Origin of the sequence: Microcoleus sp. M2_D5 (genome assembly GCF_036701935.1) — a bacterium.
Lineage (GTDB): Bacteria > Cyanobacteriota > Cyanobacteriia > Cyanobacteriales > Microcoleaceae > Microcoleus.
Map to the genome: position 1 here is coordinate 58338 of NZ_JAUBRP010000033.1, position 16650 is coordinate 74987.

At 45.4% G+C, this 16650-nt stretch carries 17 protein-coding genes and 1 tRNA gene; 1 reads left to right on the top strand and 17 read right to left on the bottom strand.

Going from position 1 to position 16650, the window contains the following annotated elements; genetic code table 11:
- Positions 1-9: 9 nt before the first annotated feature.
- From QUA50_RS15750 to QUA50_RS15760, 3 genes are all read right to left on the bottom strand, one after another.
- Positions 10-1446, bottom strand: coding sequence for a response regulator (locus QUA50_RS15750; protein ID WP_333263449.1), 1437 nt, complete (start codon positions 1444-1446; stop codon positions 10-12).
- Positions 1439-4306 (bottom strand): ATP-binding protein, encoded by a 2868-nt coding sequence (locus QUA50_RS15755; RefSeq protein WP_333263452.1) that lies wholly within the window; start codon positions 4304-4306, stop codon positions 1439-1441. The genes QUA50_RS15750 and QUA50_RS15755 overlap by 8 nt, the downstream gene beginning before the upstream one ends.
- A gap of 83 nt (positions 4307-4389) precedes the next feature.
- On the bottom strand, positions 4390-4587 hold the full coding sequence (locus tag QUA50_RS15760) for a hypothetical protein (RefSeq protein WP_333263455.1): 198 nt from the start codon (positions 4585-4587) through the stop codon (positions 4390-4392).
- Between the two features lie 86 nt (positions 4588-4673).
- Here QUA50_RS15760 and QUA50_RS15765 point away from each other — a divergent pair.
- A tRNA-Arg gene (locus tag QUA50_RS15765) sits at positions 4674-4746 on the top strand.
- A 66-nt stretch (positions 4747-4812) separates the two neighbouring features.
- On the opposite strand, the gene QUA50_RS15770 is transcribed toward QUA50_RS15765, so the two are convergent.
- The 14 genes from QUA50_RS15770 to QUA50_RS15835 all read right to left on the bottom strand — a co-directional run bounded on the left by QUA50_RS15770 (position 4813) and on the right by QUA50_RS15835 (position 16378).
- Positions 4813-5097: a flagellar alpha dynein gene (locus QUA50_RS15770; RefSeq protein WP_333263458.1), complete on the bottom strand. Its 285-nt coding sequence runs from the start codon at positions 5095-5097 to the stop codon at positions 4813-4815.
- A gap of 32 nt (positions 5098-5129) precedes the next feature.
- Positions 5130-5462: a hypothetical protein gene (locus tag QUA50_RS15775; protein WP_333263531.1), complete on the bottom strand. Its 333-nt coding sequence runs from the start codon at positions 5460-5462 to the stop codon at positions 5130-5132.
- A gap of 140 nt (positions 5463-5602) precedes the next feature.
- Complete coding sequence (locus QUA50_RS15780; protein WP_333263461.1) at positions 5603-8344, bottom strand: DUF3854 domain-containing protein; 2742 nt, start codon at positions 8342-8344, stop codon at positions 5603-5605.
- Between the two features lie 132 nt (positions 8345-8476).
- Positions 8477-8917 carry a hypothetical protein gene (locus tag QUA50_RS15785; RefSeq protein ID WP_333263464.1) on the bottom strand — a complete coding sequence of 147 codons (441 nt, stop codon included), beginning with the start codon at positions 8915-8917 and terminating at the stop codon, positions 8477-8479.
- 379 nt (positions 8918-9296) lie between these two features.
- Positions 9297-9569, bottom strand: coding sequence for a hypothetical protein (locus QUA50_RS15790; protein WP_333263467.1), 273 nt, complete (start codon positions 9567-9569; stop codon positions 9297-9299).
- Positions 9562-10149 (bottom strand): hypothetical protein, encoded by a 588-nt coding sequence (locus QUA50_RS15795; protein WP_333263470.1) that lies wholly within the window; start codon positions 10147-10149, stop codon positions 9562-9564. The genes QUA50_RS15790 and QUA50_RS15795 overlap by 8 nt, the downstream gene beginning before the upstream one ends.
- On the bottom strand, positions 10140-10403 hold the full coding sequence (locus tag QUA50_RS15800; protein ID WP_333263472.1) for a hypothetical protein: 264 nt from the start codon (positions 10401-10403) through the stop codon (positions 10140-10142). The genes QUA50_RS15795 and QUA50_RS15800 overlap by 10 nt, the downstream gene beginning before the upstream one ends.
- The gene (locus tag QUA50_RS15805) at positions 10403-10624 is read right to left on the bottom strand and encodes a hypothetical protein (RefSeq protein ID WP_333263476.1); all 222 of its coding nucleotides are present in this window, start codon (positions 10622-10624) and stop codon (positions 10403-10405) included. The genes QUA50_RS15800 and QUA50_RS15805 overlap by 1 nt, the downstream gene beginning before the upstream one ends.
- Entirely contained in the window at positions 10624-11136 is a 513-nt protein-coding gene (locus QUA50_RS15810) for a hypothetical protein (RefSeq protein ID WP_333263479.1), read from the bottom strand. The genes QUA50_RS15805 and QUA50_RS15810 overlap by 1 nt, the downstream gene beginning before the upstream one ends.
- Positions 11133-11609 (bottom strand): hypothetical protein, encoded by a 477-nt coding sequence (locus QUA50_RS15815; protein WP_333263482.1) that lies wholly within the window; start codon positions 11607-11609, stop codon positions 11133-11135. The genes QUA50_RS15810 and QUA50_RS15815 overlap by 4 nt, the downstream gene beginning before the upstream one ends.
- A gap of 230 nt (positions 11610-11839) precedes the next feature.
- Positions 11840-13273, bottom strand: a complete 1434-nt coding sequence (locus QUA50_RS15820) for a hypothetical protein (RefSeq protein WP_333263484.1) — start codon at positions 13271-13273, stop codon at positions 11840-11842.
- Between the two features lie 248 nt (positions 13274-13521).
- The gene (locus QUA50_RS15825; RefSeq protein ID WP_333263487.1) at positions 13522-15138 is read right to left on the bottom strand and encodes a diguanylate cyclase domain-containing protein; all 1617 of its coding nucleotides are present in this window, start codon (positions 15136-15138) and stop codon (positions 13522-13524) included.
- A gap of 5 nt (positions 15139-15143) precedes the next feature.
- Positions 15144-16031 carry an alpha/beta hydrolase gene (locus QUA50_RS15830; protein WP_333299464.1) on the bottom strand — a complete coding sequence of 296 codons (888 nt, stop codon included), beginning with the start codon at positions 16029-16031 and terminating at the stop codon, positions 15144-15146.
- Between the two features lie 92 nt (positions 16032-16123).
- Positions 16124-16378: an EAL domain-containing protein gene (locus QUA50_RS15835; RefSeq protein ID WP_333263490.1), complete on the bottom strand. Its 255-nt coding sequence runs from the start codon at positions 16376-16378 to the stop codon at positions 16124-16126.
- Positions 16379-16650: the final 272 nt, after the last annotated feature.

Genomic DNA, 16650 nt, shown 5'->3' on the forward strand with positions numbered 1-16650 from the left:
GCGCTTTAGCTACTCAGTTAAATTAATCGGCAAAGATACGGTAAATACTGTTTTACCGGGCATCGACTCCACATCAATTTTACCTTGATGTTTTTCAATTATTTTTTTGACAATATCCAGTCCCAACCCGCTGCCTTCTCCCGCAGGTTTGGTGGTAAAAAATGGCTCAAAAATTTTCGGAATAATCTCTGGTTGAATCCCCTTACCGCTGTCAATAATTTTTACCAACACGTTGGTATCTTGTTGTAGCGCGTCAATTGTTAAAGTTCCTTGATTTTCCATCGCTTGTAAGGAATTGTGAATTAAATTTGTCCAAACTTGATTGAGTTCATCTGGATAACACAGTACCACAGGTAATTTATTTTGATAGTTTCTGACAACTTCTACACCCTGCTTGATTTGGTTTTGATAAAGAGTTAATACAGTTTCAATTCCATCCGTAATATTGACTTGTATTTTTTTCCCATTTACATCGTAACGCGCATAATTTTTCAGGGCAAAGACGACTTTTGCAGCGCGTTCAGTAGCGGTAGCTATGGTTCGGGCGCTTCTGTGAATGCTAGCAAAGTCGTAGGCTGTTTTTATAATATTTTCGCTGTCAGGATCTTTGAGCAACGACAAGAATTCTTGCAGATTTCCTTGCAATCCGATATTGACTAAAATGCTAGCAAGGCTGTCAGCATTGTCAAGGCCTTCCGACTCTAGTTGCTGCTTCACTCCTTTTTTCAATACCCGTTTTTCTCGAGTAGATAAAGAGTAATTTTGTTGACTAGAACTGTACATCAAACGCAAGAAATCTTGCTGGCGTTCAGCAGACAGTTCTTTAAAAAAAACTGGCAAGCTTTCGAGATTGTTATCCAAAAAGCTGGTAATATTTCCAATAGACGACCGAATAGCCCCTAACGGCGTATTGATTTCGTGAGCAATTCCCGCAATCAGTTGCCCTAATGCAGCCATTTTTTCCGATTGCACCAATTGATTCTGAGTAGCTTGCAGTTGGTCTAAAGTAACTGTAAGTTCATTGTTTTTCTGTTGGAGTTTTTTTCGCAACTGGCACATTCCTAAATGGGTTTCTACCCTCACTAGAACTTCTTCCACCTGAAATGGCTTGGTAATATAATCTACACCGCCCACTGCAAAGGCTTTTACCTTATCAAGTACGTCATTAATCGCGCTAATAAAAATCACTGGAATGTCGCAAGTTCGTTCATCAGCTTTGATTTTTTCGCAAACTTCATATCCATTCATTTCGGGCATCATAATATCCAGCAAAATCAAATCTGGAGGCATACCTTTTGCCGCCGAAAGCGCTAACTCACCGCTAGGTACCGGGCGAACTTTATAGCCCTTGCTGTTCAAAATTCCGGCTAGCAGCCGCAAATTAGCTGGGGTATCGTCAACTACTAAAATATTACCGCGATCTGTGCTAGGAATGTCGTTATTCATGTGATATTGCTTGAGATATTAATTTTAAAAGTTTGTCGTACTCAAAATTTTCTATACAATTTGCGATCGCACCTGCCGTTACTGCATCCTTTAATCGAATTTGCTCTATCAAAGTATCAATTAAATCCATATCTGCATTCTGTATTGCTAGCTTTAAATCAGCTACCAGTGAATCAGGCAATTTTACGAAATCAGTCGCACTCATAGTGCGATCGCCCTCTTTGATTGCCGATAAATCACTTTGAGCCGGATCTTCATAAATATAGCGCACTCCGATATGTTTGTGCATAGCATCAAAAATATCGGGTTCCCGGAAAGGCTTCCTCATAAAAGCATCGCAACCCGCCGATAAAATAACTGCCCGTTCTTCCTCCAAAACGCTGGCTGTCAGGGCAATAATCGCAGTAGCTTGACCTTTAATAGTACCTTTAATGTATTGCGTAGCTTCGTAGCCGTCCATCACAGGCATTCTCATGTCCATCCAAATGAGATGCGGTTCCCAACTATCCCAAATTTCAATAGCTTCTTGACCGTTATTCGCTTCTTTTAGCTCAAAACCCAGAGGAGAGAGGATTTTAATTAACAATTGGCGATTGAGCGGTTTATCGTCTACTATCAAAATTCGATAGGTGTGTTGGTTGGGAACCAGGCCTATAACATTCCGGATCGGCTTTGGGCTTTCAATATCAGCCGCATCGACAGCAATAACTTGAATGTCAAACTTAAAAGTAGTTCCCTTGCCAACAGCAGAACTGACGCTCATTTTGCCGCCCATTAATTCCACAAATTTGCAACTAATTGGCAATCCCAATCCGGTACCTTCTTGCGAATCTTTGCCTGTCTTGGTTTGCACGAAAGGTTCAAAAATATCGTCTAATTCATTGGTATCAATACCGAGACCAGTATCCTCGACTTCAAAATGAAGGAAGAAGTAAGAGGTAGAAGCTGCAGCGTCATTTGGCTCGACAATAATCTGGTTGTTCGACTGACTATTTTGAGATATTTTAAGCTCATTAATGGCGGAATTATCTGTATTTATTGATACCTCCGAGGGTTCAAAATTTTCCCCTTCTGGCTGCATATTTCTGCCTACTAACTGCTTGCTCACTCTGACCGCTACACAGCCTTCATGGGTAAACTTAAGAGAATTATTGAGCAGATTAATTAAGATTTGCCGCAATTTTAACTCGTCCGTTTCTATGTATTGTGGCACATCGGGACTGCGGTCAAAAACCAACTGCAAGTGCTTGTCATCTGCTTTGAGTTGAAACATATCTTCCAAGTCATTGAGCAGGCGATAGAGGTCTATTTTATGGGGATTGAGGGTGGTGCGCCCCGATTCAATTTTAGATAAATCCAGCACGTTATTAATCAGGGTAAGGAGGTGTTCTCCGCTGCTGCTAATTATGCTAATATTTTCTTGATGCTCTGGGGATAGAGTTTGGCTGCGAGTCATCAGTTGGGAAAAGCCGAGAATTGCATTGAGAGGCGATCGCAATTCGTGGCTCATATTAGCAAGAAATGTGCTTTTAGCTTGGTTCGCTACCTCTGCTTTGTCTTTAGCTACAGCCAATTCTGCCGTCCGCTCTTGCACTCGCTGTTCTAAAGTTTCAAAAGATTGTTGCAGTTGTTGAGCCATGCTGTTAAATGACTTGGCTAATTCCCCCAATTCGTCAGAGCGTTCGCTTTCTACTGTTTTGTCCCATTCACCTTTAGCAATATTTTTAGCTGCTGTATTTAAGCTCAAAATAGGATTTGTCACCCACTGAGAAGTCAGAATGCCGATCGCCACAGCTACTCCTAAAGCTGCGAAACAGAGCAAAACCGCTGTGCGGGTATTGGCATCGATTTCTTTTGTGAAATCTGCTTCGGGAACAACTAGGACAATCAGCCAGTCTAAACCTTTGCCGTCTTGGAACGGCAAGACTTTTAAAAATTGTCGCTTGTCATCTATTTGAAAGCTCAGTAACTCTGATTTTTTAATGTTATCTAATTTTTGAAACTCTGCAGTCAAATATTTCGCTGTCGCTTTAGTAATAGGGTTGCTGCTTTCTTCCACTTTAAACAATTGTCTTTCATTACCTTTGGTGCGAAACGGTTTTTCGGTGGTGGAAGTTGCTAGCAAAGTACCCTGGCGATCCACAATAAATGTTTGACCGGATTTGCCCACTTTGAGACTGTTGAGAAATCTTCCAATATGGTCGAGACGCAAAGCAGTAAATAATACTCCTTTTAGCTGATTTTTGTCGCTGTATACGGGTTGGATAGCGCTGATAAGTAATGTCGGTTCTAGTAAGGAAACATAAACCGAACTCCAAGTTCCTTTCCCGACTTTAACGGCTTTTTGGTACGCAGGATGTTGCCGATTATCATAGTTTTTGGCAAGAGTGGTAACTGTAGTGCGATCGCCTCGCTCGTTCGTATTGTAAGAATTAAAATTTAACCCAGTAGATGTTTCTATCACATTCATCGTTCGGGAGCCGTTAGAAAGTTGTTCGCCGGATCTATAATCTCCCTTCTCGTTGCCAACGGAGGTAAAATTGATATATGGATATATTTGTACTTGCCGCCAAAGATATTTCTCCCAAGCTGATAAGTTGTCCATATTTAACAACCCGAGTTTGACAGCATCCAGCTTGGTTTGATTGATTTGATGGGGAGTTGTCAGGTAAACTTGCAGGTTTTGTTCGACCCGCAAACTCACCTCGCTCATTAACTGACTGGCAAGGTTATTAACTGCTTTTTGTCCGTTTCTCAAAGACAGATATCCTACGAGTCCCACGGCTCCGACGATTTGCAATACAAATGGAACTATCAGAACAGTTCGCAGCGGTAATTTGTCTAAAATTTTAGAAACCATAAGATTGAGGGGTTTGGTGAACTTAGTCTACAACCGTATTTGCACAACCTGTCTTAACAGCAGCCCCATTTATTTACTGCCGATTAGCTAGGGGAATTGATGCGGGCTATTTTAGCTGTGGTAGATGCTCGACCCCGATCGCCTGTGAACCTAATGTTTGGTCGATTAAAGTCTATTATTTTACCCATTGTCGTATTATTGTTATCATTTAGGTAAAAGTTGCCGTCTCTGGCTGCCTGAAGCGCCTGATACCCGATCGCGCGGGCGAGTTTAACCCGCATGGCTCAAGCAGTTTGGAGGTCTGCCAGGAAATTTGCGATCGGCACTCGCCATTTTCGGCAAGACGTGTTATACTTCAGAAAGTCGAGGGCACGTAGCTCAGTGGATAGAGCATCAGGTTCCGGTCCTGAGGGTCGGGGGTTCAAATCCCTCCGTGCTCACTTTCTATGTCTTTTGCGGGGTAAGGGTTTCAGGTTAATTGTATTACCGATAGTCCTCTTTTCCGCTCAAATTTCGCTCCCATCTGTTCCAAGTATCTCCAAAACCACCTCCATATCTGCCAAGTTTGCGCCGGACTTTTTGCGCCGCGCTTTCAACTGGTTGAGCAGGTCGGCTGGCTCTGGAAATTCTGCGACGGTCGGAGCCGATTTTTTATTTGCTTCCCGATCGCGCCGCACTTCCTTGAGTTCTTGCTCCAGCATCTGAACTTTCAGTCCCAAATCGCCGTTGCGCTCGTGTAACTGATTGAGCTCTTTGTCCCATTCTGTAAGTTGCTTGTTGGCCGCTTTCAATTCCTGCCTGAGTGATTCATCGTTGCCATCACTCAGGCACTCAATTTTCCCAGCCGTTCCTCAATGGCGGCCATCCGCTCCATCACGGGGTCAAGGCTTGAACTTACAGCCTTGTCTACAATGTCTACAATGTTTGTAGACACGACGCTATCATTGCTTCGTGTAGACAATTCTGTAGACAGTGTAGACAGCGCGTTAGTGTCGCTTAGTGTAGACATTGTAGACAGCGTTGTAGACGTGCCTGATACTTCCTTAAGAATGCGTTGTGCAGCTTGACTCACCGACTCACCATCTAGCCTCTGAGCTTCTATCCAGTTCAGGAAGTGACCGGAAGCCCTGAACGATACGACTTGACTTTGACTCATTGTAGACACCTGTATACAGCATTTGTCTACAATAACTGATAACTGTCTACAATGTCAACATTTTGTCTACAAAACGTGTAGACACGAAAATCCCCCAATTAAGGGGGATGGGATTGATCCGTCAGATTGTCAGGCAGCGGCTAAATTTTCCGCAGGTCACAGAAGAGCATTGAGATTATCCGGCCGCCCTTGTGTTTTTCGCGCTCTTGCCAGTCAACCTTGCAACTGATGCTCGTGTGAATCTCAACGATGCGACCGTGCCAGTTGTAGCTAGAGTCCTCTGGTTTGTTACCAGCCACCTTGTCTCCGACTCTGAATGCTTTGAGCGGATCAGAGCAGGGAATGCCAGTGAGTAATTCTGTCAATTTTTGCTTGTCGGAATCAGAGAGTTTGGAGAAAGAATTGCAAAAGTCCAAAATAGTTGGCAAAACTGCTTCACTTGCTTCACTTGCTCTGCTAGCAAGGGTTGTAGCTTCACTCATTGCTTCACTCGGTTTAGTGAGTGAAGCAGCGAGTGAAGCTGTATCCCTCTCGCCGTGGGAGAGTGAAGCAAGTGAAGCAAAAGTCTGCACAATTCCAGACAGATAGAATTGCCCTTTGAGTGGATCAAGGCTGCCACCCTCTGTATGGCGTACTTTTTGAATTTTAGGGAAAATCTCTGAAAACCTTGCGAAAACCTGATTTATAGCCTTTACAGGCGTGTCGTATTTGTTGGGTAGATCATGCCAAATCAACTTATCTTTGCGATCGCCATTGCCCGGTTCAATCTCTAACGTTCCCGTTTCTACATACCACTCTTGCAGTCGCTCCCACAAATCTTTGATGTAGATGCGGCCGCCAGTTTGTACCTCAATGCCAGCGTCGCGGACAAACTGCCAAAGGTGGCGGCTTTCCTCCTGAGCTTTCTGCATTGCTTCCTTGGTTGCCTTGTAGTCGATACCCTCGGAAAGTAGCAGCGGCCAACGCTCCAGCATTTTGTTAAGCATCGCTGGGGCAATCTGTTCAAGAATGAACTTTTCGTCATCCTTAAAGCGCGGGTCGGCTTCTAGTTGCCCCTCAGCAGCGATCGCATTTTTGGCGTAGGTCTTTTCAAAATTCAGAATTCCGTACCGACCTTCGATCGCCTCGGTTCCTCCGGTGATGGATGGCAGCTTATTGCAATTAGCAAAGAAAGTAGCAACCGGTTTGTATTCGTGGCTGTCCTTACCTTTGGGTTCAATGTCGATCGGGTCACCAGTAATGAACTGCTTAAGACTCTGAATATTGTCTAGGTCTACTTTTGCAGTGTTCTCTGAAGCCCAGTTACAGACACCCCCTAGCAGACCTGACAGATTAAACTTGCGGCCAGTATCATAGGCTCTGAAGTCAGACAAAGACTTCCCAGTCATTCCATTCCCATAAACGGCAGCGAGCACGGCCCGTAAAGTGTCCTTACCATTGGAGCCTTCGCCGTGGCAGAGCAGCCCTTTTACACCTCGCCCCGTCAACTTTGAGCGCACCAGTTTTAGGTTAAGTGCAGCAGCAGCCGTCCGCAGGAAAATTTCTCGCTGGGATGGCTCCAGACATTCTAAAAGGCGATCGCAATCTGCCGGGTCAATCGTGGGGTCATACTTACACCCGACATAGGTATAGATGTTTTTTGGATCATGTGGCTCTACATTGTAAGTGCCGTCAGGATTGACTTTAATTACCCCATTAAGGGTGTTCAGTCCGTCAGGGTTAATGATGTTTGGATCTACCGCAAACCCTGCAATTACCCAGTCATAAACCTGATTAATGCTTGCAGGATTGGCGTATTTCTTGCGAGGAACTGAGCGAACTATCTCAACGTAATTACTCAGATAGTCTCGAATACGTCGCTTCTCTACCACCTCTAGGCGCAACTCGTAATGAGTGCCAGTAAACCGATAAAGTTGCCCCGCGATAGACACCCAATGCCCCTCGGAATAGAGGTATTCCTCAGCTTTCAGTACAAAGTTTTGCTCTCCGGCAGGCGCTGTGTCTGGGATGTAGTCGTTTCCACTACTAGAGGATGACAAGGATACTACATTCTCATGTGTGCGCGGGCGGGAAGTTAAAGAAATATTAGGGTTTGTGTCATTTTTGCGATCGCCTTTCTTGAGCTGTTTCTCCCACTTAGTTAGAGGTAACGCACTCGCTACAGCCTCTTTGAAAGCGTCACCACCGTTAGCTTTGATAAAATCATCCATCCCTTTAAACTTGGTATCCCAAACCGTTACGTGTACCTCGCAGCCCTCCTGTTCCAGTAAGCGGCCAAACTTCAAAATGGCTGCACGACAAGATGGGTTGGCCGCATAGTCGGAGTCAAAGTCTATGTAGTGGATGGTGTCGGGCTGTGCCCACTCCCTGACAAACCTTGCCAGTTCTCCGTCTTTGCCCCAATTCCAAACACCCGTGAGTGCGATAACAGCTAGGTCAATGCTTAAACCCGCGCCGGCTTTTTTGGCTCCCTCTGTCCAATGACGGGGGATGGATTTGTCAGCGTGAACTTTTGCCCAATAATCTCTATCAGGCATTGCTAGGAAAATTGCGTCGGGTTCCATGCCGCTACCTGTGAGGTATTTGCGCGGTTTAGAACCTTCTGGTTGATGTGGTTTGTCTGGCTTGCCTTGTCCGTACCGCGTACCCATGAATACGCCTGTCCGCCAGTTAACGCCACGACACCACCAGCCCCCTGTTTTAATGGGTTCTTTCGGAAGGATGCGTTCGTTGAATTCTTTTACCGGCAGCGATTCGATGTTGAGGGAGGCGATCACTTCCGATACGGCTGAGCCTTCTACCCATTCAGCCAAGTGTTTCGGGATAAAAGGATTGAAATTTTGAAATGCAGAATTTGACCCGGTGGGATATGATGTGTTCATTATTGTTGCTCACCGCCTGGGCGAGCATGATTACCAAAGACCGCTGACATCAGGTTCCAATTGCTGGCAGCGGTTTTTTGGCGTTTACAGTTTGAAAATTTAGAGCTAGACAGGTGGAACCGCTCCGCAAAGTTAATAAGCGGACGCAGCTACGAAATCACAACGCTGTCTCTGTGGCGGCCAATGTCGATCTAAGAGACTTTGCTTTATCTCTTCAAAGGTAAAGTCCCGGCGTTCAGGAACTAGATTGCTGTCTAGCGTTGATGCTAGACAAATTAGTAGAAGTATTGCAGGGCTGAAAGAAGCTAGCAGCAGGGCAAAAGTAAGGTCAATCCAGTTACTAGCAAAAGAAACAATTATTTCTATTCGAGCAACAATGTGCTCTTGAGATAGCCCTCTATCGCGTAAAGCAAGAGCAGTGTCCTGCACAAGCTTCGCTACCCTCTCTAGAGCTTCCTGCCGAGTTTTTGCACCCTTCGTGCGAGATGCAATCATGCGAACAAGTGTGGCTGCCGATTGCGGAGCCATATTTCTAGTTGATGGGCGGATTTGTCGAATCAACCACTTGTTCATGAGAACCAATTTTACAGGGATAGAGAGTCCTGGCTTAAGAGATATTGCCGCTCTTTTTGGAGCTGAGAGTGTACCTGATCGATGGTCATTCCAGATTCACGGGCAAGCCTAGTCAACAAGTTTCCTTTGGGTCGGTAAGTGTGAGTTTGTGGGCCCTTATGGGTTTGCTTAGTTCGGCGGGTAAGGGCCCGCTTGCTGCGAGTTCCCAGTTTGGGGTAAAAGATTAAGTTCATAGGTGATAGTGCAACGAACCAACCCTAGGGTTGTGCGTATACTTTGGTAGCCTCAAAGTCTCTTCTAGTCTAGCTTTGAAGCCTTGAGCAAAAAGGGTGAGTTTTGGCAGTGCATAACCTTGACTCACCCGCCTTTTGTTGAGTCACTACCGATCGCCCTGACCACCTAAAACCGCATCCCACGGTCGAGGTTGTGGTTCCCCTGGTGTTGGCGGGACTGCTACCCCAAGCTGAGGCAATTGCAAGTCGTTGAGGTAGTAAGCGTACTGATTGTCCTCCCCTCGTTGTGGGTAGAACTTGCCGTTAGTTTTCCAAAAGAAATCTTTACCTCGCAGAACTGCCAACACTAACTCTATTTCTGACTTAGTACCAGTCAATCTTAGGGCTGCTGCTGTTGGTATATTCGGCTGTTTAGTCATCACCTTCCCCCTTCACGAACGGCATCAAAAATTCATACTCATCCTTCGCGTCCCGGTAGGCTTGGCTACTGCCGGCTGACACTCCCCAAACTTCTTTAAGGATTTTATTCTTACCGGTGATACCCTTCGCGTGACATTGCAGAATCAATTCGATTTGTTCGCGCTGCTTGGTGGATAAATTCACTACTGCGAGTTCGCCAGAATCGCCATAAGTCTGATTCAGTAACAGTTCTAGTGATTCTCTTATCGAATCGAGTTCTGCCTCTTGTTCGTCGGTTCGTTCGTTTGTTGCCAGAATTTGTTCCGCTTCCTGTTGTCTTTGTTTTTGAGAAATGTATACGCTTGTCGAGATTTCATCCACCACATCGGCGGTGATTGCCCGCTCTTTAATTGCCTCAATCTCACCCTGCTCTGACAGTTTGCGGGCGATGTTACCCGCCGACACGGCACAAGCAATCGCAGCACACAAGCTGACACCTTGCAGTGCTTTGTGAGTGTCTAGCTTTTTGTCTAGTGCTGCTAGTGGAGTCAACCACAACACTACAGAGGACGCACTCAACACAAACAGTTTTAGCTGCATAGAAATACCCCCAAACCAATCAGTAGCATCGCTAAACCGCCAATTAAAACAGCCTGTAAATCAGCTACTGAAATTTTAAGCAACTTACTCAGAGAGTAATCGAGTAACCAGCTTAAACCCCAAGCAATCGCAATAGCTGCTAACAAGAATGAGACGGCTTTCATCGCCATTGAATGCAGACTCGCTATCCACCCCAAAAGGGAGAAAGCGACGCATCCGACAACGAAGTAGTTAGCCAGATACATCGCTTTCATTATTTCTTACCTCCTAGCACTGCATCCCACGGCCGAGGCTGGGGAGTAGCGACGGCGGGAGGGCGAAAATTCTCCAAGGTATAGGAGCATCGGTTGCGCCCAAAAGGGGAATTGCTTATTTCCGCATAGTGGGCAGGCTCAAACGTGAAACCGTTAGCTCGTAAAGCTTCTATCAATTCCTTCACTTCTTTTTTGCTACCAGCAATCCACATATATTCCATTAGCTTGCACCTCCGGTGAGTTTGGCCTTGATTGCATCAATCCGGGTTCTGGCGTCGGAATCTGCTTTGTCAATTCCCATTCCTAGGCGAGCATAACCAGGGCGCAAACCGTGCAACTTTTTAGCAAGTCCAGAGTTCGATCGCACTTTCTTGAGTTCCTGGTCTGCCACCACGCCTTCATATTTGCGATGCTCTTTATGCACTGTTGCATCGGCGGCTTCAATCTTCCCCAGCGCTTTATAAGCTCGTTTTGCTTGCCGAGCGCCTTCGGTTTTCTCTTTTGCCAAGTCCTTCACTGAGTCCGCCTCGTCTTTGGTGAAGTAGCGCGGCGCTGGCACAACCGGCACCGATCGGATTGATCCAAAATTACCGGGCGTGCTGGGAGTGATGACGGCGGCGTCAGTGGCGGCCAATACCTTGGATTTGTCGATCGCGTGGTTGCCGTCGTTGCTAGCCGAAAGTTGGCCAGCGTCGGACTGGCCGCCACCGAATAGTCGCAGTTGTAAGCTCATAGTTTTGTCCCAATTTGAATGTTGATGCGAACAGGGGAGGGAAATAAATTCAAGGGATTGATTTGTCGCCACATAGACATTGCCAGCACAAACACTCCCGCCGATGCGAGTACGAGTGCGATGAGTTGAGAGAGGTCAACCCAGTCTAAAAAGCTAGTGGAATTCTGGCGGGTGAAACCGCACACAGGGAACGAACCGTCGTTAGTCCAATCTAGGGTGTCTACAGTGTCTACACGTTCTACATTAAGCGGTTCAGATGTAGTGTATACAAAGTTTGCTGCACTGTCTACAGTGTCTACATTCACTGTGTCAAGCGATTCACCATCAACGAGGTAGATGTCTAGCAGCGCTTCCCAAGTAGCAGTTTTAGAAAGCTTCCCAAACTGCTTGGCATCTTCATTGGTGAAACCACGGTCATAGGCGATCGCCTTTAATTGGTCAATGCGACGGTAGCTGACGGTGGGTTTAGTCATGGCAAAACCCCGTCAACTCAATCATTAAGAGTTGCGATCGTCCGTTAAGACAATCGTCTGAAAATGTCATAATTATTCGGCTCCAACGGTTTCGAGAGAACGGTTGGGGAAGTCGTGGTTTGGCTAGCATTGCAAGTGCTCGTCAACCGCGCATCAATCTTCCTTAGTTACTCACGATTGCAGACTTACAGTTCCTTGTCAACACAGGGAGTGTAAAGTTTTATTTCAAATTATTCGGCAAGCAACTCCATCACTTCGTCGGGCGAAATGCCGTAAATAGCGGCTAGCAGTTTGACATTTTTCACATCACTACCTAACTGCTTAAGTACCCCGATTGCACTACCCAAAGGAATAGCTTCCTTCGTAGACTGAGTTAATAAATCAATTGTTGTCTCAGTGTTAGCGCGACGCTTATAAACAGTTTCATTCATCTGTGGTGAATGTCCCAAACTTTTAGCTCTTGTTTCTTGAGACATCCCAGCCATTTGACCGCTGAGATTAGCGAGATGGCGCAAAGCGTGGGTTTGAGTAAAACCTTTATTCCACCTTCTTAAGATATTCTGTGCGCGGTCACTATACAGTCCAGCAATTGTTTTCGGATTACTTGATAGCGTACCAATCTCAGGCAGTTTGCCTGACTTAATTTCTAAGCATTCTATCAAGTCGAGATGAGTAGGGGGAAGCATCGGCACACACAGTCGGTAGCCAGTCTTAGTCGTCGTATCGAGTAATGTCCTGTCACCAACTACAGCAATCATCTTTACGTTGCTTGGCTCAATTAGTGCCGGGATAATAACGCCATCCTTTGTTTTAAAAGGTTTGTCAATGTTCTGAATAGCAAACACTTCGTGAACTCGGAAGCCATACACCATCTGCATTGAGAACACCCACAGCCACCGTTTGCGTGATTCCAGATGGTATCGCTTATCATCTGAGACACTGAGAACCTGAATGCGAAGCCTTAGAAAATCATCCACTGACAAAGTTTGAAGGTCTTCCCGAAATTCTGTTTGCGTGCCGTCAATCTCTTTAAGTCTGCACAACAACTCAGTATCGCCAATAGTCTCAGCTAGTTTTTTCATTGCACACAAGCAGTTCTTAAAGCATTTAGTTCCTTGCTTCTTAATGTGAATGACAGACAAAATATCTATTGAGTTTACAACTACCTCTCTTGGTAGCAGTTTAAAATATTGTCCGTAAACACATCCCCAGGAGCTTTGATGGCTAGCATTATTCCTGTCACGTTGTTGACGGCGTTTAGTGCGTCCCTCCCAGTATTCTTTCTCTACTTTTGCTATCGCCTCACCAAACGTCATCAAATCATTTTTGATGACGTTTTTATCCAAAATAACATCATCATACCAGACTAAAAATCGACTCTCGCTAGAGAAGGATTGTAAAGCGCTAGCAACTAGATGAGCTTTCCTCAGAGCATCAGTGATACCTTGCATCGTCAGGTAGCACCCACAAGTTTTGTTGACCCGCTTGTTACCTAACTTGAATTGCAACGTTATGTAACCACCGCTAGCCTTCCTGTCTCTTTTTAGCCCTACGCCCTTGGGGCATTCTTTCTGTGCTTGTTGGAAGTAGTCTAGAATCCGCTCGTAACCGACAAGGTAGTCTGCGGTGGTACTCGCTGTGACTGGATTTGATTTTTCGCTCATCTTTCGCTCCCTACTCTGATAGTGCTGAGTTTGACTGATTCACTCAGCCTACAGCACGTCGCTCAGTGTTCGCTCAAATCAAAAACAGGACTTTCAGAGTGGGTGCAAAAAATGGCTAGAACGACGGAAATTCGTAATTCAAGAGCGAGGCTTTGATTCAAATCCCTCCGTGCTCATGTAGATTTATAAAATGACTGATTTTGAGAGACCGGGGACAAATTTTTGCCCTCGGTCTCAATTATTGTGATTTAAGCGTCAGTGTCAAAAATCGAATCGCCACTGTAGTCGCAATTCGCGGACTGATTGCGCCCCTGTTGCTTGGCACGGTAGAGTGAACGATCGGCGATCGCAATCAAGTCAGCCGATGATAGTTCCGACATCGGAATCAAGTTGGCGATACCCATACTAATAGTAACTACATCGCTCACATCAGAGGTTTTGTGAGGAATATGTAAAGCTTGAATAGCAGCGTGAATCCGCTGGGCCACCGAACTCGCTCCATCAATATCTGTATTAGGCAAAATGATGGCAAATTCTTCTCCCCCGTAACGCGCCACCAAATCCGCCGGACGGTACACCACCTCTTGCACCGTTTGAGCAAGTTTGAACAGACAACTATCCCCCATTTGATGACCGTAGGAATCATTATAGCGTTTGAAATAATCCACATCAAACAACAAAAGAGAAATAGGTTTTTGTTCCCGGTATAGCCGCTGCCATTCATGCTCTAAGCGGTCATTAAAACAGCGGCGATTAGCAATTTGAGTCAACCCATCAATATTTACCACTTGTTCTAAGAGGTGAGTAGCGCGGGCTAGTTCTTCGTTAGAGAGTGCCAGTTGTTGATTAATTTCTCTCATCCGCGCTTGAGCCTGCTGCCTTTGGGCTAACTCCTTCTGCAACTTCTGAAAAATATCCGCTTGTTTAATGGCGATCGCTAACTGATTAGCAATCTGTTTAACAAGGTCAACTTCAAATTCTTCCCAGGGCCGAGGCGCAGAACATTGATGAATACATAACAACCCCCACAAATCTTGTCCATTGAGCAACGGCGCAACTAAATTAGCCCTAACCGGAAATTGTTTCCACAGAGCGCGGTAACAGTGTTGAAGGTCAATATTATTGATATTCTCTACTACCTGCATTCTCCATTCTTGATATGAATCAGGATCTTGTTCACCACCACACTGGTCATTAAATTGATTTTTGCTTACCAATTTACATCCTTCGCCTACGGATTCTGAAACAAACTCACCATATCCAAATTTACTATCAGGATCGAACTTAAATATGCCGACGCGCTCGGCATCAAGAAACTGGCGAATCTCTTGGGAAGCAATCTCAAAAATTGTAGACAAATCAAGAGATTGACGGATGTGTTGAGTAATTTCTTGAAGTAATATCGCCTTGTCGTACTGTTTCCGCAGAGCGATTTCCGCTTGCTTTTGGGCGAGAATAGCTGCCTCTGCTGCTTTTTTTGCTTTAATAATTTCACCTTCGTACAGGATACGCTGGCGGATACAGATCAAGATGCAATCGCTGACGAAGTTTCCTCCTTTCTCCCGACGCACAGCGTTGATCAGCATCGGTATATCACTACCCTCCTTCGACCTTAATGAGAAGTAAATTTCCTCTACTGTACCGTGGAGCGTCAACAGGGGGAAGAAATGGGTTTGATAGAAAATCCGGCTGGCCATTGGCAGAATGAATTCCATTTTCTGTCCTCGCACTTCATCGGTTTCGTATCCGAGTAATTGCAGTAATGTGGCGTTGACCATTACGATCGTACCATCGTCAGCAAACGAGAGGAATCCACAGGGTGACGTGTTGAGTAGCTCGTCTATCTCGTAGGTCATGTTTGCCATACAAATCAGGTAGTATGAGGTACACTCAAATACTCCTTAATCATCTCGATCGTCTCTTGTGGATGACTCAGGTGCGGGCAATGTCCCGTAGCTTTCATCAGCCGTAGCGTACTTTTAGGTAGGTGGCGGTGGAGGTAATCCCCTACCTGGGTGGGAGCAATCACGTCATCAGCGCATTGCAATATCAGTGAAGGTACTGATACCTTGGGTAAATCACTGCGATTGTCAGAGTAAAAAGTTACCTCGGCAAAGCGACTTGCAATCACCGGATCTGTAGAGCAAAAACTTGTCTCAAGTTCCTCAGTTAACTCAGGACGATCCTGATTCTGCATCACCATTGGCGCCAGAAAGCTTGCCCAACCAATGTAATTTTTCTCCATGATATCGAGGAGAGCCTCAATATCTTTGCGCTCAAACCCTCCGTAATAATTTGGTAAATCATTGATGTAGCAAGGTGAAGGCCCTAGGAGAATCAGGCGATTAAAGTAATTAGGAGCTTGAATAGAGGACAGAATGCCGATCGTACTGCTGACAGAATGACCTACAAAAATCACATCAGTCAACGCCAATTCTTCACAAATATCGAGGACATCCCGAACATACCCATTGAGGTCGCTGTACCGTTCATAAGTGTAGGCACTAATATCAGACTTTCCAGAACCTACATAATCAAATAGGATGATTTTGTAATCCTTCTCGAAGGCCAGTGTTACGAAACGCCACATATTTTGATCGCACCCAAATCCATGAGCAAACATCATCGTCTGGGTGCCTTGTCCAAACACTTTTATATTATTCCGTAAAATAATTTTTTTAGTCATTTGAGCGACACGAGCATTAAATTGATTATAAGACTTTTGCGCGCTTTCATGAGGGACGATTGCCGATCCCACATAGTGGTAGACAACAATTCAGGATGTCGGATTAATTGAAGGGCAACCTCAGCAATGGCCGGCTTCCTCAACATATAAAGCTACCCGATTTCCTAGGCGATCGCTTGTAACGATTCCCATTTCGCTGGGACTTCCATTCCTTCAGCAATTATGCTGAGATTTAAGCCATCTGGGATTAGAACTATGGGTTTGTGAATTCCGCGATGGCTCGGAGCGCTGGCTAAATCGGCCACAAATGAGCGATCGATTTTGAGCGACTTCACCGGAAAATTTTTCATTTCGGTGCGCTCAACAATGCGATCGCTCTTAGCGATTAAAGTCGGTTGGGTGAGTTGACGTGCCGACATATTCACCGCGATATTAGGCAGAATTAGTCTAGCTGCTAGCCATTGCTAATATAGCCCACAAGCTTGCTCTAAAATCAATTTGCTCTTCGGGCAAAATCAATCCAGTTTTTTCGGCGAGGGGGATACATCGATGGCGATGAATCCAACCTAGTTCAGGAGAATGCCCTCCTAAGCTGTGGAGCATTTAAACCACGAAGGATCGCGAATTAAATAACTTACAATTTTAATTGTTATTGTGGGATGGGCGTCCCGCCCGTCCAAAAAGGACGGGC